Origin of the sequence: Streptomyces sp. NBC_00005 (genome assembly GCF_045160215.1) — a bacterium.
Lineage (GTDB): Bacteria > Actinomycetota > Actinomycetes > Streptomycetales > Streptomycetaceae > Streptomyces.
Window position 1 is genome coordinate 696,743 of the sequence record NZ_CP108316.1, and the last position, 21,302, is coordinate 718,044.

Consider the following 21,302-nt stretch of genomic DNA (forward strand, 5'->3'; position numbering starts at 1 on the left):
GACGCGGCCGGGACCACCGTGGCAGCCAGGCCACTTCGCGAGCGCCCCCTACCTCCTTGGTCGCCTCATGAGAGCCGAGGTCTCGCGCCACCGCGTCAGCCGGCGACGGGACCCTGGCCAAGTCACGCGCGGAACGCACGCCCAACAGGCTCGCGAACAGGGCCGACAGTGAGACCTGACGGAGTCCTACTGGGCCGAGTCCGCCTTCGCCCACGGTTTGACGCCGAGCTTTCCAGTGGTCCCGAGGTCGAGGTGTGGAGCTACCATGACCGAGTCGGCGCCGGCCTTTGCTCGCACGCGCACATAGGGAACGTTCACGGGCGTGCCGGACTCGGTGGTGTTGCGCCACACCAGGCCGGCGGTCGCCGACTCGCCTGGCTTCAGCGTGACGGGACGGGGCTGCTCGTCGGGCCCGGCAGCGGTGGTGATCTCGCTGCTGCCGTGCAGGATCTTGACGCCGCGGACGGTTTTGAAGTCGTCGTCCAGGAGTTCAAGCAGCGGGTAACCCTCGAGGGTGAAGTTGCGCGTGCCGCAGTTGTCGAGATGCAGACCCACGATGCGCAGTCCCATGGCCGCGTCGCCCTTGTCGACGCTGACGCGGATCCCGGAAGCGGGGCACGTGCCGGGGTCGGCCGGCGCCTCGTCTGCCGGGACCTTGGCCACGCCAAGGACCTTTGCCTGAGTCACCCGCGGGGCGGAGAGTGGCAGTTGCCCGGCCCGGACCGTGCCCCTCACCGTCTTCCCCGGGCCAACGTCGCGCACGGTCGCGGTGGAGTTGGCAATCGCCCCGCCATCACTGCTCATGAAGGTGACGATGACCGAGTAGGTCAGCGGCTCGGTGCTCGCGTTGGTGACCTCGAAGGAGGCGACGATCCCTGAGTCTGTGGCGAGGCTGCCGGCAGAGACGGAATAGCTGTGGGTGGGCGAGGGGGAGGTGGACGGGAGGGTCAGTGATGTGATCCGTACGCCGTCCTTGCCCGGATCGTCGACCTGCGTGCGGGACGGTGGCGCGGCCGCGCGAGCTTCGGAGTTCCCGGCACCCGAGTGCTCCGTCCCGCAGGCCGTGAGCAACAGGGCGGTCGTGGCGAGCGCCGACAAGGGGAAAGCAGGTCTTCGCATTCGATCACCTCACCAGGGCATGAACCTCACGCATGTGGTGGAGGCCATAATTCCGGTCACAGGAGTGTCACAAGCGCGGCGGTGCCTCCGGGGTGAGTAGCCGGCTGTCCCGTCTCAAGTGATTCGGTCCGAAGCCGCGGCTGTGACCTGGGGCGACCAGAACGGTTGAGACACCTGGGTGGCCGAAAATCTCAGTTGATCTGGACCCTGGCGTATAAATACTGGCTGTCGTCTCAGTTGATCTGGTCTGCTTCCGGCGTTTCGCATTGGACTAGTGGAAGAGCCTGCGAGAGATGACCATGCACGATGACCAAGTGGACGTGACCACCGAAATCGTTGCGACCTTGATCCAAGAACAGTTCCCCCAGTGGAGCGGCAAGGCGATCCAACTCCTGTCGTCGACCGGGACGGTCAACGCCATCTTCCGCATCGGGAACGACCTCTCAGCGCGTTTCCCACTGCGTCTGGCCGATGCTGCCGAGGCGCTGGCGGTTCTGGAACAGGAAGCCCAGGCAAGCGCGGAGCTGGCACAGGTGTCTCGGTTCCCCACCCCGGAACCCGTCGCCTTGGGAAAGCCTGGAGCGGATTACCCCATGCCGTGGTCGGTCCAGACATGGCTGCCGGGAACGGTCGCCTCTGATGCCGATCCGAGTGGGTCGGACGCTTTTGCCGAGGACCTTGCGGCCTTCATCGCAGCCCTCCGGGACGCCGAGACGCGGGGGCGGCTTTTCAGCGGCGGAAGTCGTGGCGGCGTCCTCGCTCACCACGACGATTGGATGGCGAAGTGCTTCGAGGAGAGTAAGGGGCTGCTCGACGTGCCCCGGCTGCGCCAGGTGTGGAGCCACCTTCGGGAGTTGCCACGCACGGGTGCCGACGTGATGAGCCATGGTGACTTGATTCCCGGCAATGTACTGGTCGCAGGAGACCGGCTCAGCGGCGTACTCGACACCGGCGGCTTCGGCCCGGCCGACCCCGCGCTGGATCTGGTCAGTGCCTGGCACCTGTTGCAGCCAGGCCCGCGGGAAGTGCTCCGGCGGACACTGCTCTGTGACGATCTGGAGTGGGAGCGCGGCAAGGCATGGGCGTTCGAACAGGCGATGGGTGTTGTCTGGTACTACGTCGAGAGCAATCCGACGATGAGCAGAATGGGGCGCCGGACACTCGACCGCATTCTGGAGTCGATGGAGTGATGTCGCCCCGATCGCAGGCCGTGATAGAGACGATCGCTTGCCGCCCCCACCGACGACAGCACCAACGGGAACGCATCGGCTGAGACGGGACAGGATCTGTCCCGTCTCAGATGATCTGGTCCACGGTGATGCCTGTGACCTGCAGCGACCAGAAGAACGGAGACGCTGTGACGCTGGAAATCTCAGTGGACCTGACCCCGGTCGCACGGTTGCCCGGTGCCGCCTCGGTTGATCTGGTCCGTCGCTGCTGTTCGGTTGGGACCGGAGCTTCCCTGCCTGCGGGTCGAAGCAGTTGAGGCCCATCGACGCAGCAACCCCCGCCGCAGAGGCAGACGCTTCCTCGGCCATGCTCCAGCGCATCGTGGCCCCTCAGTCGATACAGAACTCGTTGCCCTCGATGTCCTGCATCGGGATGCACGACTCGTTGACGCCATCGGCATACAGCGTTCGCACGTGTACCGCGCCGAGCGGGACCAGTCGTGCGCATTCGGCCTCAAGTGCGGCCAGGCGCTCTTTACCCACGAGCCCGGTGCCGACCCGCACATCAAGATGCACCCGATTCTTGACGACCTTGCCTTCGGGGACGCGCTGGAAGAACAGTCGCGGGCCCACACCTGCTGGATCACTGCAGGCGAACCATGAATCCCGCTGCTCAGGTGACTGCGAGCGATTGAAATCGTCCCAAGTGGCAAACCCCTCCGGTGGCGGCGGTACGACGTACCCCAACACCTCGCACCAGAAACGGGCGAGGCGCTCAGGTTCTGCGCAGTCGAAGGTGACTTGGAACTGCTTGATCGACGTCATCGGTCCACCATATTGGCGCGTGCTGCTAATCGAGATCCCGGGGTTTCATCGACGTGCGGGTCGAGGTCCCGCGTGACATGAGTAGCGCCAACGGACCAGATCGCCTGAGACGACGCATGAATCGGCCCAGATCACCTGCGACAGGGGCCAATACTCGCATGAGACGGGACACCGGCCGGAGACGCTGCGGAGCGACCCGGCGCGAGGACGGGGCAGGTCCGTGCACGCTCAGCGAGTCGTTGCCGCAGACCGGCGCCTGACCAACAGGACTGCCGATCCTCCCGCGACGAGTACGACTGCTCCGGCAGCTGCCACAAGCACGGATTCGTCGGCGCCCGTGCCGGCCAGGCTCCCGTGCGACGCCTCGGTGACGACGTCGCCTGCGCTGCCGCCGGCGCCGGAGATCGACGACTGGGCCCCGCTGCTGCTCGAACCACCCACCGACTGGGCCTGCGGGTCGTTGCCCTGGCCGCCCGAACCGGAGTGGCCGCCGCTGGAGCCGCCGGAAGAACCACCCGGACCCTGTCCGTTCCCGTCCGGAACGTTGATGGTCAGATACGCCGTGTCATTGGCGGGGTTCTTGTCGAACGCGGGGTGGATGTCGTAGACGGAGGTGGCCTTCACCTCACCTCGCGTCTGCCCGGACGCGGATTCCACCTTCAGCACGAAGAGATAGCTGAGCGACTGGCCGACCTCCAGCAGGTTGTCGTTGTGCCAGCACACGTACACCGGATGTCCGGGTTCCGACGGACCGCTCGGTCCGTCGATCCCGAACGGCGCGCACTCCTGGGGTACTTGGACCGCCTTCGTGCCTTGCGGGATCCGGACCAGCAGGCCCGGCTGATCGTCGCTCTCCTGGTTGTGGATCCATCCCGGGCCGTCATTGCGCAGCGTGGCCGTGACCTTGACCAGATCGCCCCGCTCGGCAGTGGCCTCGCTACCAGCAGCAGCCAGGTCGGCGGTGCTGTCCACGCTCAGCGCCAGGCGTCGGTAGCTGTCGTCGAACCCTTCCGAACTGGGAGGCTGTCCGGTGCGACCCGTTCCGTACTCGACGACCTCCAACAACCCTTTGGACAGCACGGTGAAGCGTACGTGGGTGGTGACGGAGGCACCCGGCTCGATGTCCTGATCCACCTTGCACAGCGCCTGCCTCACCTGGTCGGCCAGGACTGTGTAGGTGCAGCCCTCCTCGGGGGCCGTGAAGTCGAGCCCGCGGGTGAGACGGATGCGGAAGGTTACGTCGGTCGCGGCGGCGCTTCCGTTGTTGGTGATCGTGACGGGTTGGCCGTAGGTCTCCCCCGGCTTCGGCACGGCGGTGGGCAACGACGAGACCACGAGGTCTGGTTCGGCCTCGTCGGCGTGTGCCGCAGGTGCTGTCATGGCGGGCACACCCACCCCGATCACCCCCGCGGCCACGAACCTCGCCAAGCCACGCAGCACTGAACGCACGACCATCTCCTCAGCAACGGAAACACAACGGCGCACGGGCCGACCCCGGAGTTCATCTACCGGACCACCCGATCACGACATGTACTGGACACCCGGCGGCCACCATTGGTTGTAGCGGCGCTTACCGGGAATCAACTCCACTGCCTCACTTGCCAGTTCCACACCGCGCACCGGAAGCCGTAGAAGGTGGTGCGCTCGCGCTCCAGTTTGCCGTAGTCGCCCTCCAGCACCGATTCATGCAGGGGGCTGCGCCACCCGCCATCCTCGGCGGCGAGGTGGAAGCCCTCGCCGTTCGGAGTCGTGATCACGTGGCTGGGAAAGGGTTGGACGGGGAGATGCTCGGGCTTGTAGCTTGCAGGGGACCGCGGCACCGCCCGAGGAGGTGAGACCCATGAACGCTGTATCCATGTGGGTGCTCCCCCTTCCCGTCACGGCCGGCGATTGACATAGGTGTCGCCGGGAGCGCCTCGACAACAAGGCACTCCCGAAAGGCAACACCTATGGACTCTCCCCAGTTCACCGCCGAGCCGTCTTCGAACGATACGGCCGAGCGCGACGTCACCGTGGGCGACGCCCCCCGACTCCGGTCGCCGGCCTCCGGCGCCGATCGCGCCCCCCTCATGTTCGACGTGATCATTGCCGGGTGCGGGCCGACTGGCGCGATGCTGGCCGCCGAACTGCGGCTGCACGATGTGCGGGTACTCGTTGTGGAGAAGGAAACCGAGCCCGTGTCGTTCGTCCGCATCGTCGGTCTGCACATTCGCAGTATCGAGCTGATGGCCATGCGCGGACTGCTGGATCGCCTTCTCGAACACGGACGACAGCGTCCGGCCGGCGGATTCTTCGCCGCCATCAACAAACCCGCGCCCCAGGGTCTGGATTCCGCGCACGCCTATCTGCTGGGCATCCCGCAGCCGGTCATCGTCCGCCTGCTCGAAGAACACGCGGCCCAACTGGGTGCCCAGGTCCGGCGTGGTTGTGCGGTGGCCGATTTCGAGCAGGACGACGAGGGTGTGACCATCCAGCTGGCCGACGGCGAACAGCTGCGTTCGCGCTATCTCGTCGGCTGTGACGGCGGGCGCAGTCAGGTGCGCAAACTGCTCGGCGTCGGCTTCCCCGGCGAGCCCTCGCGGACCGAGACGCTGATGGGCGAGATGGAAGTGGGTGTGCCGCAGGCGGAGATCGCCGCCAAGGTGAGGGAAATCGGCGAGACCAATAAGCGATTCTGGCTCAGGCCCTTCGGAGAAGGGGCATATAGCGTCGTAGTCCCCGCCGCGGGAGTCGGCGATCGCGCGGAACCACCCACCCTCGAGGATTTCAAACAACAGCTGCGCACCATCGCCGGAACCGATTTCGGCGTGCACTCCCCGCGCTGGTTGTCCCGCTTCGGGGATGCCACCCGGCTGGCCGAACGCTATCGGGTCGGGCGAGTGCTGCTGGCCGGCGATGCGGCACACATCCATCCACCCACCGGCGGACAGGGCCTCAACCTGGGCGTTCAGGACGCATTCAACCTCGGCTGGAAACTGGCCGCACAAATCCGCGGCTGGGCGCCAAAAACACTGCTGGACACCTACCAGGCCGAACGCCATCCAGTCGCCGAGGACGTGCTCGACAACACCCGCGCCCAGATGGAACTGCACTCCACCGAACCGGGCCCGCAGGCCGTGCGCAGGCTGCTCACCGAACTCATGGACTTCGACGAGGTGAACCGCTATCTCATCGAGAAGATCACCGCGATCGGCATCCGCTACGACTTCGGCGAAGGCCCCGACCTGCTCGGCCGCCGCCTGCCCGACATCGACGTGAAACAAGGCCACCTCTACGGTCTGCTGCATCGCGGCCGCGGCCTGCTGCTGGACCGCACCGAACGCCTGGCCGCCGGCGGCTGGTCAGACCGGGTCGACTACCTCGCGGACCCCACTGCCGTACTGGATGTTCCCGGCGTCCTGCTACGCCCCGACGGCCACGTCGCCTGGATCGGCGACGATCAGCAGGCACTGGACGACCACCTCTCCCGCTGGTTCGGCAAGCCCGCCAACTGATTTCGCACGAGCAACCGAGAAGGGCCCGTGAGGAGGACCGGCCCGGCCAGTAGCGACTGACCATCGGAAGGCCGGAGGCAGCATCAGCCGCGGTGCTCTTCCGCCAGGGTCGGCATGCGAGGAGGGTCATAGCCTCCGAGTGACGACCGGAAGACGGCGGAAGAGCACCGCGCAGTGGATCGGCGCAGGCAGCCGTGCGTTCGTCTCACGGCCGCCTGTCGAACATGAACGACGGGGCCAGGCCGCGCCGGTCCTCAGCGGATCGGCCTCGTCAGGGAGGCGCCGCGCGCGGGCCGGCCGGGCGGGGTTGCATCTCCCCATCGATGGCCGCCTGCACGGCCCGCTCACTCGCATCCGCCATGCAGGAACCCTATGGACACTGCCGGCCAGGGCACGGCGAATTGATCACCCGACGGGGGGGACGGCACGCCGGTGCCGCCAACACGTGTCGGCATCTCCCAACGAGTGATCAACAATTGCCTCCACGACCCATGCACACGTGCCGCCGCCACACGTGAACGACACCGGTCCGCGAATCATCAGCCGCCTGGAGGGCCATCGTCCTGCGCCGCTGCGGACGGCCCGGGTGTCGTTGTCAGTGCCGGATGACACCATCCGTCCATGAGTGGAGAGGCTTTCAACTGGCATGAGTTCCTGGCGCGTTGGCAGCAGGAGTGGGTTCCGCGCGCCGGCGAGGACGGCGGGCAGATCGTCGTCCCCCCGAGCAGGCCGGGGGCGGACGAGGCGGCGATCGCCGCGGCCGAGGAACGGCTGGGACGGCGCTTGCCGCCCTCGTACCGGGAGTTCCTGGCTGTGAGCGACGGGTGGCATGTGGATGAGACGGCCGGGGTCTATCAGCTCGGTGGCGCCGCGGACATCGGCTGGTTCCAGGACCCGCACGACATGTCCTCGCTGTATGAGGAGAATCTGGGCGACGACCCACGCGAGGCGGACATCCTGCTGGCGGGGATGTGGCGACGGGCGCTACGGCTGGAGACGGACTCGGACATGTCGCACGCCCTGCTCGACCCGGGCGACAGCGACCAGGACGGCGAGTGGGCGCTCTACGTCTACAAGGGCTGGAGTGGTGAACTGCCGGACCGTTACCCGTCGTTCCGCGCCTACATGGAGGCCATGTACCGCCGCTTCCACTCCGACAGGGCGGAACGAGACGACTTCGTGAACGCAACCACGCGCGTCCTGGACGCTCATGTGGAGGAGGCCCGCCTGCTCGCCCTGCGCGGACGCTGGGAGCAGGCCCTGCCCCTGCTCGAGGAGGCACTGTCCTTCGGACGGCCCCGCAGCGCCGTCCTGCTGAACCAGCTCCGGCATCTGCTGGATCCGCGCAGCTCCCGAAGCTACGGCAACTTGGTCGCCGACCCGCGCTACCTGCCCGAGATCCTGCCCTTGGAGGCCATGACGCCGGCATCCGGTGAATGGCGGCTGGGCGGCGACGATCACTGGGTGGGCATGATGACCGCCCGCGGGGCCGCCCGCGAGAGTGTCGAGGCCATACTGAGCACGATGCGGGACGGCACTTATTGCTACGCGCCCGCCAGTCCATGGGGCTTGGCCGTTGCCGAGGCCCGTGAGTCGGCCCGCTGGGGGGCGACCGATGCCGCATGGCAGCTGCTGCGCCACGCGCTCCCGCTGTGGGAGGCTCCCGGGCCCTCGCTGATCGCCCCGATCGGCCTGCTCGCCGATCCGGTCCTGGGGCCGCTGATCACCCCGGAGCGCGGCCGGGAAATCCTCGCGACACCACGGTCCGGGCAGACAGGTCCCGTCCCCGAGCCGGTGCCCGATCTCGACCCGCCGGGCCTGACCTGGCTGGCTGAGCCTGTGGCAACCCGGCAGGCGTTCGACGGATACCGCTGTGTCTGGGTCGAGGGCATCGCCCCGGACCGCCTGCCCGCTCTGATCGGCGAGGAGGACGCCCAACTGAGCCCGCCCACGGACCCGCGCAAGGCGTCCTGGCGGGCACCCCAGGCCCACGAGCGGGAGGGCGTGGAACTCTGGGAGGACCGGGCCGTGGTCGCCGTCGGCCGCACCGCCGAAACATGGGCCTTCGCCTTCGACGGCCACTCCCATCACCACCTGAGCAACCTGTTCCTCTCCCCCGCTGCGGCCGCCTCCTCCTCCGGCCACGCGGTAGTGGTGTGGTGCGACCCTCGGCTTTCGTCGCCGGGTGGCCGACCGGCCGCGTTCCACCTGTCGGTGGCCGAACAGGGCGTAGAGATCTACGCGTTCACCGTGCGGGGAACGGAGATCGACCGTTCCGGCGCGATACCCCAAGCCCTGGACCCTGCACGGCTGTTCCGCCCAGAGGACACCGAACTGGACTGCGAGCTACGCGTGTTGCAGGCCCTGCACACCGAACTCGGGCTCTCACTCCCCCGCTTCGCACTCACTCAAGGCAGGCTCCCCACCTTCACCACCCGGTCCTGGACCCGAGCACCCCGCTCGGGCGAAGGCTTCGCCTACCTCAGCTTCGTGAGGCACAGGCCCTGAACCGACCGTGGCCCTGATGAGGTTCAGCGGCCCAGCATGTTGGTCTGCGATGGCACCCCACCCATCGACGGCTGTGCTTTCCGGGCGCGCTCAAGCAGCCCCCTCGCGGGCAGGGTGAACCAGCCATGAGGATGCACTTGTTGTTGCTATTGGGCCTCGGCATGCTGGATGCCGTACGACGTGAATCGACGCTGCCCATCACATCGTCGTGACGGAGCCCAGCCGGGATCCATGTCGCGATATGGCTAGTCTTCTGCTCGCGCCGCGGCCAGTGTCGCGGAGACGTTCGACAGGACCAGGACGGAAGCATGTCGGGAGAGATGTCGCCCAACGGGAAGCACTCCGACTCCGGCTCGTCGCCCGAGTTGCGGGCCTCGCATGCGGACCGGGACCGCGTGGTGGATGTGCTGCGCGTCGCGGCGGGCGACGGCCTGCTGACCGCAGACGAGTTGGACGAGCGCCTGGAGGCTGCCCTGTCTGCGCGGACCGTGAGCGAACTGGCCGCGCTCACCGCCGACTTGCCGCCCGTATCGGTCACGGTCGGCACGACTGTGGTGGAGGTCAAGGACGTAGTTCGGATCGAAGGGGTCCACAGCGGCGCGGTCGAGCGGATGGGGCGCTGGGTGGTGCCGCGGAGGCTGGAACTCGCGGTGACGTACTGCGAAGTGATGCTTGACTTCACCGAGGCAGTGATCACCCAGGACACCTTGCGTGTCGACGTGAACATGACGGGCAAGACCCTGACGTTGGTCACCGGGCCGGGCATCGTGGTCGACGCTGATGGTCTGCAGCTGGTGCACAGCAGGGTCAAGTACCGTCGTACTCCGACGGGCCCTGATACGCCGGTCACTCTGCGAGTGGAGTTGGTCGGTCAGAAGGTCCTCGGCCCCGTGGTGGTGCGGCCCGCTCGGCGGACGTTCGGGCAGTGGCTGCTGCGCAGGCCCGCGTCTGTGTCTGCAGACGCTTGACGACCATCCAGCAGGACTACATGAGGAACAGCGACCACCAGCGGCCCGCCACTCCTGCCTGGGTCTACGGCCGCCGCCGCGGGCCGCAATCAAGACGCCGGCCTCGTCGTGTACACGGCGCGAAAACCTGCCCTCATCGAGGGCAGGCTCGTACCTGTCCTCTTGCTGGGCGCCTCGGCCATTGCCCCCGCGCTCGTCCACAGCCTCTTCTGGCGGCGCTACACGCACGCCGGCCTGCTGTGCACGCTCATCGGGGACACCAGGAGGCCTGGCAGCGACCCTGAAGATCACCCCGGCTGCGGCACGTCCCGTTGCAGACCGCAACTGCCGCCCCCTGAGCCGCTATACCCGGGAGGGCAGGAAGGCAGCAGCACGGGCCGATGGGCTCAAAGGCCCGCCGCCCATGCCTGCACTGCGGTCGTCACCGACGCCCCGGTACGCGCTGACTCCTCGCCGGCCAGCGCCAGCAGATGGTCCTGGCAGCCCTCAGCCAGCGGGTACGGTTCCGGGCCGGCATCCCGTACCCAAGCGCCCGTGCGGCACAGCAGATCCACGACAGCGAGGTCGTCCTCGGACAGGCTCGCGCCCAGATAGGCGTTGCGCCACACCACTCGTCCGTCGAAGGAGATGTGGTGCACCTCAGCCCCTTCGAGGTTGAGATCCATGCCGGTGCGGCGCCGCATCAGTGTGGACTCCACGGGTGTGCGCGGATCGGCCATCCGCACCACCGTGTCATCCACGATCTCACCGAGCGACCCGCGCACCACGATCCGGCGGGCGCGCAGCGGGTTCCACCACTGGTTGTCCGTGAAGTCGTACAGGGCCGTGCGGGCCCCACCGAAGTCCAGGAGGGCGAAGGTGGTGACGGCGTCCTTGGGCGTCAGGTCGTCCGACCAGCCGTCGGGGGTCAGCGGATCGGCGAGCGGGGCGGTGAAGGCCCGGGCAGTCACCGTCACGGGCCCGAAACCGGCACCCAGTGTGTGCCGGATCAGCGACATCGCGTGGTACATGTGAGTCGAGGACACCTGTACGGAGGTGACCTCACCGATCACCCCTTCTCTCACGAGAGCAAGGCGAGCGGCGTGGCCCGGCATCAGGGTGTACTGCTCCGCGACCTGGACGAGTGCGCCGCCCCCGGCGCGTCTCGCGGCTCCCACGGCATCCCACAACCCCTGAAGTCCTCGTACGTCGGGCGCAGGCGGCGTCTCGGCAAGGACCGGCATCTCGCGCTCGACGAGTTCCCGTACGACCAGCGGCGTGACATCCCACGGCACGGACGGAATCACGAACTCCGGCCTGTGGTCACACAGTTCGCCGACGGTCTGGAAGGCAGGCACACCCCACTGCGCCTCCAGTTGGGCAGCGCGTTCGGCGGAGCGAGTCACCACACCGGCCACCGCCAGCCGTTCGGGTAGTGCCCTCGCCAGCCGAACGAAGAACTCGGCCCGCCAGCCGCTGCCGACGATGCCGAATCGTATGGGTGTTGCGCTCACTGCCCGCTCCTCCCGCATCCGCGCCGCGAGTGTAGCTTCCGACGCTTGCCACACGCCGCCGCGGCGTCGCGTCCGTATGGGCCGACGGGGAATCGTGCGGGCAGCAGCCCGGCAGCCTGGGCCAGCCGCTCAAGGACACGACAAGCAAGAGCTGATGCCGTGTACCCAAGACGGCGTGCCGCGCCTCCTCCCCCAGCAGCATGTTCATGGTGATGCGGCCCCCACCACCTCACGCGGCGAAGCCAACGTTGGTGACGTATTCGTACTGGCCCCACTGCGAGCCCAGGTCGACGACCTGGTCAACCCACGCGTCGTCCAGCTCCTGGCTGTCGGCCGCCGCCCATGCGGCAACGATCCGGTCCCAGCGGCGTACGTTGAGGGTGCGGAATTCGACGACGCGTTGGCGCGGCCGGTCGACCTGTGACTGGTTGAGCGGGTGGATCTCTACGCGGGTGCCGCGGCCGTCGCGGTTGAGGCGGGCGGTCAGGTAGCGGGCGACGTTCTCTCTTCGCACGGTGCGGTAGGCCCGCTCGATGCGCTCCAGGTTCTTCCTTGATGGCGTGCGGCGGCCGTCCAGCCAGGCGCGCAGGGTGCGGTCGGTGACGGTCAGGCCGGCCGCGCGGGCGGCGGCTCGGGCGTGGTCGGTGCGGGTGAGGTAGTGCACCCGGGCGAGCATGCCTCGCCGGGCAGTGATGGGTGAGGCGATGTAGCCGGCGAGCGCGTCCAGCTGCCGGGCGACGGCCTCGTGGCCCTTGATACCGCGGGCGCCGTACTTGCCGAACTCGATGTTCCGCTCAGGCATCGTCTCTTCCGGTCCTCGGGTTGTGGATCACTGTAAGGCCCTGCGAGGGCCGATCACTTGCCCTGGTGGAATCCGCGCCGGGGCGAGTATCAGCCGCCAGGCGGGTTACTCAGGCGGCTGCGTGGCCTCGTTGTGGGCGGCGCCGACGCTGTACGTGTCCTTGATCTTCACTTCGGTGACGCCGCGGCCCTCGGCGAACACCGCGTGCCAGTCACCGATGACGTGCAGCTCGTCGGTGCCCATCGCACGGACGACCAACAAGCCCTCGTCGTACGCCCGGTGGGCCTTCCACCACAGGTTGGCGAAGGCCTGCGAGCGGATCAGGTGCATCCAGTCGGTGCGGTACAGCTCACGGTTGTAGTTCGACTCCCCCAACGTGGAGACGAACTTCGAGTACATCGCTTTGACGTACTCCAGCGTCACCTCGTCGTCGGCGGCGATCGCCCGGTCCCGGGCGTCCTTGAGAGCAACGCGGAACTTCTCCAGCAGACCCTCCGTCGCCCCGGAGGTCCACGACTCGTGGATCTCCGGCGGCTCGCACAGCCCGTACGTCGGACCCGACACGCGCAGCAGCAGGCGCAGGGTCGGTTCGGTCACCCACAGCGGGCCCGGCTCGTCCCGGTTCCCGATCGGGTTGGGCAGGTAGGCGTCGTGGTCCCAGGCAGGCGGGGTGATCAGATGGATGCCGGCCCTGCGGCGGTCGTGGTGGTTGCCGGTGGAGTGCTCCAACTGGCCGAGCGGCAGATGGGTCTTGAGCGCGGACAGGTAGGCGCCGTTGACGTCGAGAGCGGTCACCTCGTGCTCACCCACGGGCAGTTCGGGCCGCGCCCACTTGGGGCGGGCCTCCCAGACCTGGTCGGCCCCACGGGCGGTCTGCTTGCGCAGGATGTCGGGCAGCCAGGGGTGCGCGATCACGTCGTAGCGACCGCCCTTGCGGCTGTGGTCCAGCAGCGCCATCGCGTCCGGGATCGCCCGCTTCACCAACGCCTGGGTCGCCGCCTCGACATCGCCGGAGTGGTCGGCGAGGGCGGCCGAGACGGCGGAGCTGATCAGGTCCGGGGAGTCGGTCGTCTGCATGCGGCGGCCGACGGGTACCACCTTGACGCCCCGTTTTCCATGCGCCGGCTGGCGCTGCCCCACGGCAAGTGCCGTCTGCACGGTCTCCGTGTCCGGTGCGGGTCGCTGCGGCTGCGGGAGCTCGGCCGTGACTACGGGCTCTGCCGTGCCGCACTCGGCGGGGTCCAGGTGTTGGGGGAAACCCGCGACCTGGTGGCGGGCGGGCTGCCCGCACAGCACGCAGGGCCGGGCCGTGATGAGTACGTCGACGTCGTCATCCGACTCGATGTTCTGCTCTGCGCCCTCGGGAACCTCGGTATCCGCGAGGGCTACCTCCTCGGGCTCGTCGGCCGGCGCGTCCTCGGCCGCCTCGGCGGCCAGCTTGGTCCGTGCTCCCTCGAGGAAGTACGCGTACTTCTCCCGCACTTCGCCACTCGGGTCCCGTCCCGACTCCCAGCCCCCGACCGTGGACGGGCTGACACCCAGGGCTTGCGCGAGCTGGGCGCGCGAGAGGTTCAATTCCTCGCGCAGGGCGCGCCGTTCCTCGGCGGGCGGCAGCGGGGCCTCCTTCTTGACACCGGCGAGCAGCGCGTCGATCGCGCCGAAGTCCGTCATCGCACTCCCCCGTCCTGAACGACCGCAGTCGATGCGGCGGTGGTCTGGCGGCCGGGAACGCGGCGTCGCTCGAATGGCAGTGCCTCGGTGGCCCGAGTGGGTCCCGCCAGAAGCTCGAGGACGTCGATGCCGTAATGCGCGGCGACCGCCTCACAGTCCGTCAGACTCCAGGCCGCACTGCCGGACTGACGGCGGCTGACCTGGGCCTGACTCACCCCCAGAGCGGCGGCGAGCTCTGTCTGCGACTCACCGGCCGCGTGCAGGAGTGCGGCCACCGCGGACCGTACCCGCTCTTCGAGGCTCATACCCATGACGCCGAAGTTATCACGCAAACCTCACCCACCATGCGTATTATGCATCACCATCATGGCCGGGCAGTGTCGATGACATCCGCACGGAGACAAACGGATGTACGGCGATGAGCGGCCGCCGACGGATACGGGTAACGCGCATACCTGACGCCAAAATCGGCTGTGAACCCGCGTAGCGGGACGCACACACCGCGGACCCCTGCCCGGAGAGCCGCACGCCGCCGCGTCGACCATCGAGTTGCCATCGACGGTCATGACCTGCCGCACCATGAGGTTCAGCTCCGGCAAGAGGATGTCCTTGAGCGTCTCCAGTCCCATGGTGGAGGGATTCCCCGGTGGAACAGTCCTGCAGTCCGGGCGCGGAAGACCGTCTCCTGGCCACCGTCGGTGGGCGGGTCCGCGATCCACGGCAGCCGTAGGGTCTCCAACTGTTGAGGGTTTCGCTTAGGGATCCTTATGGATGCTGCCTAGCAGAGCGTGGGTGGATCTGTGCGTGATTCGGCCTGGCTTCCAGCGATGGTGGGATGTTCATGCTGGTTTGGGGTGGTGGGTGCGCGTGTGGTCGTAGGTTTCTCGGCATGGAACTTCTTCGGCTGGCGGTGGCTGCGCGGCGGGTGGGTGTGCACCCTGGCACGCTGCGGTTGTGGGCGAACGAGGGCAGGGTTCCGGTGGTGTGGGTGGGGCGTGAACGGCGCTTTTCCAGCGAGGCGTTGGACGCTTTGACCGGCTGCCCGGATGCGGCCGGACGGCGTGAGGCGCTGTATGTACGGGTCTCGGGCACCAGTGGGCAGGAGTCGTCGCTGGCCGCGCAGGAAGCCGAACTGCGGGCATCCGCTTCGGGGGTGGTGGTCGCGGTCTTCAAGGACCGTGCCTCGGGGCTGCGGGAGTCACGGCCGGGGCTTGACCGGCTGATGAAGCGGGCCGGGAAGGGGGAGTTCAGTCATGTGCGGGTCACTCACGCTGACCGGCTGGCCCGCTTCGGTGCGGGCTGGTTGATCCAGGTTCTGGCCCATCACCGCGTCACGGTCGAGGTGTTGCATGCCAAGGGAGCGGCCGGGGGGATGGAGGAGCTGCTCGATGATTTCATGTCGCTGGTGGCTACATTCTCCGGTCGCATGTACGGGATGCGCTCACGTGAGGCGCGTCGGCGGCTTCTGGCCGAAGCCGGGGACCGCATGGAGCATCCTCTCCTCGGAGCCGGAGCCGGAGCCGGAGCCGGAGCCGGGGTTGCGGGTGAAGACCGTGGCTAGGTTGATGGCGACGGCGACGTGTAGCGCCTTCCGTGGTGTGCTCGAGAGCACTGGTGAGCGGGTCGGGCAGCGGGTCTTGCTGGAACGAGTGGGTTTTCTGGCCCGGTTGAGCCAGACCCTGAGCGGTGCTCTGGTGGCCGCCCGGTGGGACGAGGACTGTCTGGACGTGCTGGCCGCCGGGGTGGACGAGCGGGGCGAGGCGCTGCCGTCCAAGGGGTGGATGGCGCTGCGCCGCCTGAACTGGCCGCAGACCGCCACGCCCCCGGCGGGCATGTATGTCCCGGACCGGGTGCGGCGAGGCGTGGAGGAGTACGCCGCGCGCACCCTGCGACTGGCCCTGCACCGGCGCAGCATCGTGGCCGCGGTCCTGGCCACCTGGCCGGATGATCCCCGACGCCGCACCGAGGCTGAGTGGACAGCACTGCGGGCCGTGCTGCCCGCCGGGGTGAGCGGTGCGGAGATCCGCAACCGCACCCGGCAGATCTGCGGATTCGTGGCCGAGCACGGGCAGTTGCCCGCCGGGCTGTGTGCCCTGGAAGGCCCGCCGCAGGTGGCCCCACAGGTGCTCCTGGCCGCGATGGACCGCCAGCAGGTCACCCTGGCCCGGGTGGATGAGACCACCGCCCGACTGCGGGTCAAACTCCCCCTGCGGGCGGCCCCCGCCACAGGGCGTGACTGGGCCTGGCACATGATCGACATCCGGCTGCCCGGCACCATCGCGCCGGACGCGGTGCTGCACACCCCGACCCTGCGCCCCACCCCGGCCGGGAGAATCGCCGTCGACCTGCCGCATTCCCGGCCCGTGCCCGCCGTCAAGGCCAGCGGGCACACGGTCGGACTCGGCCTCGACTGGGGCGTCAACACCCTGCTCACCGGCACGCTCGGCCGCCTGACCGGGAAAGGGCAGACCCGCCGGGTCCTCACCGACGGCCGCCCCCTGGTCTTTGACGCCACCACCGTCAGTGCCGCCCTGCACCGGCTGCGCGGCGCGCGCGAGCACCTCGCCGCCAAACGCGCTCACTACCAGGCCCTTGCGAACGGGCTCGGCGCCCCGCACCGGGCCTGGGGCGAACACCTCGACCGGGCCCGGGTACTGGAGGCCGAGCACGCACGGGTGTGTGCCCGCATCCGGCACCTGAATACTGCACTGGCCCGGGCGGCCGCCCGCTGGGCCGTCGACCAGGCGGCAGTACTCGGCGCGAGCGTCATCTACCTCGAAGACCTCACCACCCTGGAAGCCCGCGGCCATCGCAGGGGCAACGCCCGACTGTCCGGACAGGTCCGCGGCAGCGTCGCCGAGGCGATCCGCCACCTGGCAGCGAAGACGGGGGTCGCGGTCGTCACCGTCCCGGCCCGGGGCACCTCCAAACTCTGCCCCGGCTGCCTGAGCGCACTCACCCACCACCCGGCCCCCGACCGACTCGGTGAGCGGGGGTGGAAGTGGGCGCACTGCACGGGCTGCGGGCTGTCCATGGACCGCGATCACGCCGCCGCCCGCCGGATCGTCTCCCGCGGACTGCTCGCTCAGACCCACACCATCACCGAACGCGCCACCGGCACCCGGACCATCCGCACCACCGTGGAAGGTACTGTGACCCTGGTCCGGCGCCCGAAGAAGACCACCCGCCGTCTGCGCCGCCAGCGACGCACCGAGCAGGCCCCGCCCCGGCCGCGCGGACCGCAGGCCACCACAGGCAAGGGCCACCCCACCCCCACCAGGCCCACTGGCCCCCAAAACCAAGGTACTCGGCGCACCACCGAACAGACCCCGGGCCACAAGACCTCCCGCCGTGCGCCCGATGTGCGTACGGTCCCCGCCACCACCCCCGCCCCGGGGGCAGTCCAGCGTCCGGCGGGGCATGACACCACGACACCAGCCGCATCCAGGCCGGTGCCAGGTCATGGAGTACCTGCACCCCACCGGAGCGGAGAAGACCTTCCCCGATCCGGCCCGGTGCAGCTCTCACACAGGACCTGTCGCCGGCGCACCCGCGCCGCCGAGCGGACCGGCTTCCACCACCTGCACGCCACCGAAGTCCACCCCCTCACCCCGAGGTTCGGACCACCCGATGGCAACGGCAGACGGCCACGCCGCGCCCGAAAAGCCTCGAAACCACAGGCACACACAGAGTTCTAGAGACGCTTGCTTGGAAGCTCAGTGCGACTGCCCCGGCAGGAGTAGACGATCTCCACTGAACCACCGGGGAGGGCACGCTCGCGTTGGAAGGTCAGCCCGGTGTCGGGACTGAGCATGGGTGTCAGTTGCATCCCACCGCCGAACAGCATCGGCAGTACGACCAGTTCGAGGGTGTCCAGTGCGCCGATGGCGTGGAACGCCCCGATCGTCTGCGGGCCCCCGATGAGGTGGACGTCGCCACCCCGGTTGGCCGAGCGGAGCTTCTCCAGCAGCCGCACCGGGTCGCTGTCGGTGGTGACGTGGTCAGGGGTGCCGTCCGGACGGTGTGAGCCGAGTACGAACACGTTGAGATCCGGCCACGGCCAGCGATTGTTGGTCAGCGCGGGCTCGAAGGTGGTGCGGCCCATCAGCGCCGCCTCGCAGCCTTCGAGGAACTCCCGGATACCGTGGCTTTCGCCGGAGACGAACGCGGGGTCGGCAGTCAGGGCGGGCCACCCCTTCGGTGTGGTCACGTAGCCATCGGCACTCATGCTCATACGGGCACGGATCTGCATGATTTCTCCTCGGGGCGTCCGGCGGCCGGCTTTGTAGTCGGCAACCCGAACCACTGGTCGACGAATGACAGCACTTGTTGATCACAGAGCCGCGGCCCGTCCGGATTCTGCGTCGCGGGTCGCGCCTGTACTCAAGCGTCGAACGGGAGACTCACCGATCGACATGCTGCTGAGAAATCCTTTCCCGTGACGAGATCATGGACCCACAGCCTCGGCACCCGGCCGCATCTCCCGCTCGCGGATCGCGACCCCGCCTGGCCAGGACCCGGAATTGCCGTTCCTTCCTCTTTTCGCGTTGTCGGTGTTGTCGACGCCGGCCGTGGTGAAGCGCCACCGGGGGCGGAAGGGGTGCGCGACTCCTCCGTGCCCGGGAGGGTGTGACGGCGACGACTGTCTGGTGAGTGGACTCGCCGTGATTTCAGGCGAGAAGGCTCGCGGTGCGCGTGATGAACGCGTCGAAGGCCCGGTCCGGCAGCATCCTGCGCACCAGGAGGAGCGGCCGGGCGCCGAAGCCGGCGGTGTACCGGGTGCGGGGGCGGCGTGCCGTGGCGGCTCGGGCCACGGCACGGGCCACGACGTCGGGGGGCGAGGTCCTGGGCGCGTCCGGCCGGGAGGCGTTGTCCAGCGACACGGCCATGGCCTCGGCCTGGTCGCGGTAAGGCCCCTCACCCGAAGTGGCACGAACCTTGCGGGCCGCAATGCCGCCCCACTCGGTGCGGATCACGCCGGGCTCGATGACGACGACGTCGATCCCGAAGCGTCGCAGTTCCAGGCGCAGGGCGTCGCTGAGTCCTTCGACGGCGAACTTGCTGGCGTGGTACCAGGCGCCCAACGGCGTGGCGAGCCGACCGCCCATGGAACTGATGTTGACGATGGTGCCGCTGCGCTGGGCCCGCATGGCCGGCAGCACGGCCCGGGTGAGGTGTGCGAGGCCGAAGAGGTTGACCTCGATCTGGGAGCGGGCCTCGGACATCGGGACGTCTTCGAGCGCGCCGTACGAGCCGTATCCGGCGTTGTTCACCAGGACGTCGATCCGGCCGTGCGCCGCGAGGATGTCCGTGACGGCCTTCTCGGCCGAGGATTCGTCGGTGACGTCGAGGGCGACGGTATGCATGCCCGTGGCGGACAGCGCGGCCATCCGGTCGAGGCGGCGGGCGGCGCCGTAGACGACGAAGCCGGCGTCGTGGAGGCGGCGGGCGGTGCTCTCGCCGATGCCCGAGGAGGCCCCGGTGACCAGGGCAATCCTGTTGCTCATGGGAAGTCCTTTTCCTGGCGGACGGCGGGGAGGTCAGGAACCGGCGCGACGGAAACCCGCGCGCGTCGCGGCGAAGGCGAGGGCGAACAGCCGCGGCCACGTGGGGCGGATGGCGTACCGGGCGAAGCGCGCCGACAGGTCGAGCCAGCCCCGCTTGCTCGTCATGATCAAGTGGCCCGGCGAGGTGAAGCCGCTGACCACGATCGACTTCTCGGCGTTCTCGTACCCCAGGAGGTTGCCGAAGTTGCCGCGACCGGAGACGAAGTCCCGGCCCTCCTCGTTCCCGCCCCAGATGAGGTAGGGGTTCGTCCACACCACCGGCGGCATCGTGTTGACGCCGATGGCGCCGTAGCGGAGTTCTGAGACCGCGCGATCCATGGTGGCCGCGTGGGCTTTCCTGGTGTCCTCGTCGATGAGGATCGTCGCGGCCAGGGTGCCGAGGAGCTTGTCGTTGGCGAACTCCGTCGCGGCGGGAAGGAACGTCCCGGCGTCGGGCGCGACGTCGAGCGCGACCTCGCTCATGACCTGACAGAACGCCTCGTTCTCAAGGGCGAAGCCCTCGGTGCCGACGTCCTCGATCACCATGACCTGCGAAGCGGGGCGGCCGTCCACGGGCTGCACGATCCGCCCGCCCGGATAGGCGTCGCGGAAGGCCGTGAAGGTCTTGTCGACCCCGGGATAGCTGGTGCTGGAGCCGGGCGTGAGGTCCCGCAGGGCGACGGTGATCGCGTCCAGGAGCTGCCGCCGCTGCGGCCAGTGCCGGCTCGTCACCAGGGTCTGCGTCCGGCCGCAGATCGAGCCGCCGCTGATCGTGACGATGGTGGCGATCTGGAGCGCCTGATGGCGGATCTCCCGCTCGGTCCACAGGCGGTCGCCCGGAACGACGATGCACGGGTTGTTGCCGCCGCACTCGGAGACCAGCTCAGTGTCGGTGGCTTCCATGATCGCCTTCGCGGAGCCTGTCCCGCCGGTGAAGTAGATCTTGGAGAGGCGAGGGTCGCGGGTTAAGTCGCGACCCTCGTCGGCAGGGCAGAAGGCGGCGGCGTGGACGTCGACGAGCGGTTGCAGGACCTTCTCCCACACCCGATCGGCGTCCTCGCTGAGGGGGTGGGGCTTGTGGACGACCACGTAGCCGTCGACGAAGAGGGCCCGGATCATCTCGAACGACGACGCGACGTTCCCCGCCCCGAGCACGGCCACGATGCCGCCGGGTTTCGCGTAGGGGTCGACCCTGCGGGGCTCGCCGACGACGCGCAGCACGTCGGTCCGGTCGCCGTTGAGCAGGCGGTCCTTCCCCCGCGGGGAGAGCCGGACGTCGAAGCGTCCGTCCCCGGCAGGGGTGACCGCGAGCGGCTGGAGCGGGCGGCCGCGGACCAGGCCCTCGTACAGGTCGATGGCCGCCGCGACGTTGGAGGGCAGCGGCACCAGGACGCGCTGCACGCTCGTGCCGACCTGGTGAGCGTCGGCCCGGTTCGCGGGGTCGATGCCCTTCGCGTGGCAGTCCGCCGCCACCAGCTCGTCGAAGTGCCGGTCGATATTTGCCTGGACCAGGCGAAGCAGCCTCAGCCGCTCTGCCGCAGGCGTGGCCCGCCATCGGGCGGGGTCGACCCAGTCGACAGCCTCCGTGGCCTTCATGGCGTGTCCCTTCCCTCGGTCGGCGATGGCATGACCCGCTCGATCGCCAATAGTGGACCGGCGGTACATTGAACTTAATGTACCGCCGGTCCATAGTCAATGGACCGGCGG

The 21,302-nt window shown here is 68.7% G+C and carries 17 protein-coding genes; 6 read left to right on the forward strand and 11 right to left on the reverse strand.

Annotated features, from left to right (window positions below):
* Positions 1–186 precede the first annotated feature (186 nt).
* A complete protein-coding gene (locus OG303_RS03580; protein ID WP_405864610.1) occupies positions 187–1,119 on the reverse strand; it encodes a DUF4232 domain-containing protein in 933 nt (310 codons plus the stop codon).
* Between the two features lie 293 nt (positions 1,120–1,412).
* Between OG303_RS03580 and OG303_RS03585 the strand changes: the two genes are divergently transcribed.
* Positions 1,413–2,309: an aminoglycoside phosphotransferase family protein gene (locus OG303_RS03585; RefSeq protein ID WP_405864611.1), complete on the forward strand. Its 897-nt coding sequence runs from the start codon at positions 1,413–1,415 to the stop codon at positions 2,307–2,309.
* A gap of 369 nt (positions 2,310–2,678) precedes the next feature.
* Here OG303_RS03585 and OG303_RS03590 read toward each other — a convergent pair whose 3' ends face one another.
* From OG303_RS03590 to OG303_RS03600, 3 genes are all read right to left on the reverse strand, one after another.
* Positions 2,679–3,113, reverse strand: a complete 435-nt coding sequence (locus OG303_RS03590) for a VOC family protein (RefSeq protein ID WP_405864613.1) — start codon at positions 3,111–3,113, stop codon at positions 2,679–2,681.
* Positions 3,114–3,341: 228 nt separating this feature from the next.
* A complete protein-coding gene (locus OG303_RS03595) occupies positions 3,342–4,493 on the reverse strand; it encodes an LPXTG cell wall anchor domain-containing protein (protein ID WP_405864615.1) in 1,152 nt (383 codons plus the stop codon).
* Between the two features lie 200 nt (positions 4,494–4,693).
* The gene (locus OG303_RS03600; protein WP_405864617.1) at positions 4,694–4,870 is read right to left on the reverse strand and encodes a hypothetical protein; all 177 of its coding nucleotides are present in this window, start codon (positions 4,868–4,870) and stop codon (positions 4,694–4,696) included.
* Positions 4,871–5,062: 192 nt separating this feature from the next.
* Here OG303_RS03600 and rox point away from each other — a divergent pair, with 192 nt between their 5' ends.
* The 3 genes from rox to OG303_RS03615 all read left to right on the forward strand — a co-directional run bounded on the left by rox (position 5,063) and on the right by OG303_RS03615 (position 10,083).
* Positions 5,063–6,607, forward strand: coding sequence for a rifampin monooxygenase (gene rox / locus OG303_RS03605; protein ID WP_405864619.1), 1,545 nt, complete (start codon positions 5,063–5,065; stop codon positions 6,605–6,607).
* 621 nt (positions 6,608–7,228) lie between these two features.
* Complete coding sequence (locus tag OG303_RS03610; RefSeq protein ID WP_405864621.1) at positions 7,229–9,115, forward strand: SMI1/KNR4 family protein; 1,887 nt, start codon at positions 7,229–7,231, stop codon at positions 9,113–9,115.
* 308 nt (positions 9,116–9,423) lie between these two features.
* Positions 9,424–10,083, forward strand: a complete 660-nt coding sequence (locus tag OG303_RS03615) for a DUF1707 domain-containing protein (protein WP_405864623.1) — start codon at positions 9,424–9,426, stop codon at positions 10,081–10,083.
* 386 nt (positions 10,084–10,469) lie between these two features.
* Here OG303_RS03615 and OG303_RS03620 read toward each other — a convergent pair whose 3' ends face one another.
* The 4 genes from OG303_RS03620 to OG303_RS03635 all read right to left on the reverse strand — a co-directional run bounded on the left by OG303_RS03620 (position 10,470) and on the right by OG303_RS03635 (position 14,360).
* Positions 10,470–11,576, reverse strand: coding sequence for a Gfo/Idh/MocA family protein (locus OG303_RS03620; protein ID WP_405864625.1), 1,107 nt, complete (start codon positions 11,574–11,576; stop codon positions 10,470–10,472).
* Positions 11,577–11,805: 229 nt separating this feature from the next.
* The gene (locus OG303_RS03625) at positions 11,806–12,378 is read right to left on the reverse strand and encodes a transcriptional regulator (RefSeq protein WP_405864627.1); all 573 of its coding nucleotides are present in this window, start codon (positions 12,376–12,378) and stop codon (positions 11,806–11,808) included.
* A gap of 105 nt (positions 12,379–12,483) precedes the next feature.
* The gene (locus tag OG303_RS03630) at positions 12,484–14,049 is read right to left on the reverse strand and encodes a helix-turn-helix domain-containing protein (RefSeq protein WP_405864629.1); all 1,566 of its coding nucleotides are present in this window, start codon (positions 14,047–14,049) and stop codon (positions 12,484–12,486) included.
* Positions 14,046–14,360, reverse strand: coding sequence for a helix-turn-helix domain-containing protein (locus OG303_RS03635; RefSeq protein ID WP_405864631.1), 315 nt, complete (start codon positions 14,358–14,360; stop codon positions 14,046–14,048). Before OG303_RS03635 ends, OG303_RS03630 begins: the two co-directional genes overlap by 4 nt.
* A gap of 578 nt (positions 14,361–14,938) precedes the next feature.
* Here OG303_RS03635 and OG303_RS03640 point away from each other — a divergent pair.
* Both OG303_RS03640 and OG303_RS03645 read left to right on the forward strand, forming a co-directional pair.
* Entirely contained in the window at positions 14,939–15,610 is a 672-nt protein-coding gene (locus OG303_RS03640; protein WP_405864633.1) for an IS607 family transposase, read from the forward strand.
* Positions 15,611–15,716: 106 nt separating this feature from the next.
* Positions 15,717–17,747 (forward strand): zinc ribbon domain-containing protein, encoded by a 2,031-nt coding sequence (locus tag OG303_RS03645; RefSeq protein WP_405864635.1) that lies wholly within the window; start codon positions 15,717–15,719, stop codon positions 17,745–17,747.
* Here OG303_RS03645 and OG303_RS03650 read toward each other — a convergent pair.
* From OG303_RS03650 to OG303_RS03660, 3 genes are all read right to left on the reverse strand, one after another.
* The gene (locus tag OG303_RS03650; protein WP_405864637.1) at positions 17,744–18,301 is read right to left on the reverse strand and encodes a dihydrofolate reductase family protein; all 558 of its coding nucleotides are present in this window, start codon (positions 18,299–18,301) and stop codon (positions 17,744–17,746) included. The two genes, OG303_RS03645 and OG303_RS03650, sit on opposite strands and share 4 nt — an antisense overlap.
* A 418-nt stretch (positions 18,302–18,719) precedes the next feature.
* Complete coding sequence (locus tag OG303_RS03655) at positions 18,720–19,556, reverse strand: oxidoreductase (RefSeq protein WP_405864639.1); 837 nt, start codon at positions 19,554–19,556, stop codon at positions 18,720–18,722.
* Positions 19,557–19,589: 33 nt separating this feature from the next.
* Positions 19,590–21,191: an aldehyde dehydrogenase family protein gene (locus tag OG303_RS03660; protein WP_405864641.1), complete on the reverse strand. Its 1,602-nt coding sequence runs from the start codon at positions 21,189–21,191 to the stop codon at positions 19,590–19,592.
* Positions 21,192–21,302 lie beyond the last annotated feature (111 nt).

Bases quoted from the DNA above. Each gene is read 5' to 3' on its own strand.
- OG303_RS03580 (WP_405864610.1), bottom strand. From the start codon at position 1,119: ATGCGAAGACCTGCTTTCCCCTTGTCGGCGCTCGCCACGACCGCCCTG.
- OG303_RS03590 (WP_405864613.1), bottom strand. From the start codon at position 3,113: ATGACGTCGATCAAGCAGTTCCAAGTCACCTTCGACTGCGCAGAACCT.
- OG303_RS03655 (WP_405864639.1), bottom strand. From the start codon at position 19,556: ATGAGCAACAGGATTGCCCTGGTCACCGGGGCCTCCTCGGGCATCGGC.
- OG303_RS03630 (WP_405864629.1), bottom strand. From the start codon at position 14,049: ATGACGGACTTCGGCGCGATCGACGCGCTGCTCGCCGGTGTCAAGAAG.
- OG303_RS03595 (WP_405864615.1), bottom strand. From the start codon at position 4,493: ATGACAGCACCTGCGGCACACGCCGACGAGGCCGAACCAGACCTCGTG.
- OG303_RS03635 (WP_405864631.1), bottom strand. From the start codon at position 14,360: ATGGGTATGAGCCTCGAAGAGCGGGTACGGTCCGCGGTGGCCGCACTC.
- OG303_RS03660 (WP_405864641.1), bottom strand. From the start codon at position 21,191: ATGAAGGCCACGGAGGCTGTCGACTGGGTCGACCCCGCCCGATGGCGG.
- OG303_RS03625 (WP_405864627.1), bottom strand. From the start codon at position 12,378: ATGCCTGAGCGGAACATCGAGTTCGGCAAGTACGGCGCCCGCGGTATC.
- OG303_RS03640 (WP_405864633.1), top strand. From the start codon at position 14,939: ATGGAACTTCTTCGGCTGGCGGTGGCTGCGCGGCGGGTGGGTGTGCAC.
- OG303_RS03615 (WP_405864623.1), top strand. From the start codon at position 9,424: ATGTCGGGAGAGATGTCGCCCAACGGGAAGCACTCCGACTCCGGCTCG.
- OG303_RS03610 (WP_405864621.1), top strand. From the start codon at position 7,229: ATGAGTGGAGAGGCTTTCAACTGGCATGAGTTCCTGGCGCGTTGGCAG.
- OG303_RS03585 (WP_405864611.1), top strand. From the start codon at position 1,413: ATGACCATGCACGATGACCAAGTGGACGTGACCACCGAAATCGTTGCG.
- rox (WP_405864619.1), top strand. From the start codon at position 5,063: ATGGACTCTCCCCAGTTCACCGCCGAGCCGTCTTCGAACGATACGGCC.
- OG303_RS03650 (WP_405864637.1), bottom strand. From the start codon at position 18,301: ATGCAGATCCGTGCCCGTATGAGCATGAGTGCCGATGGCTACGTGACC.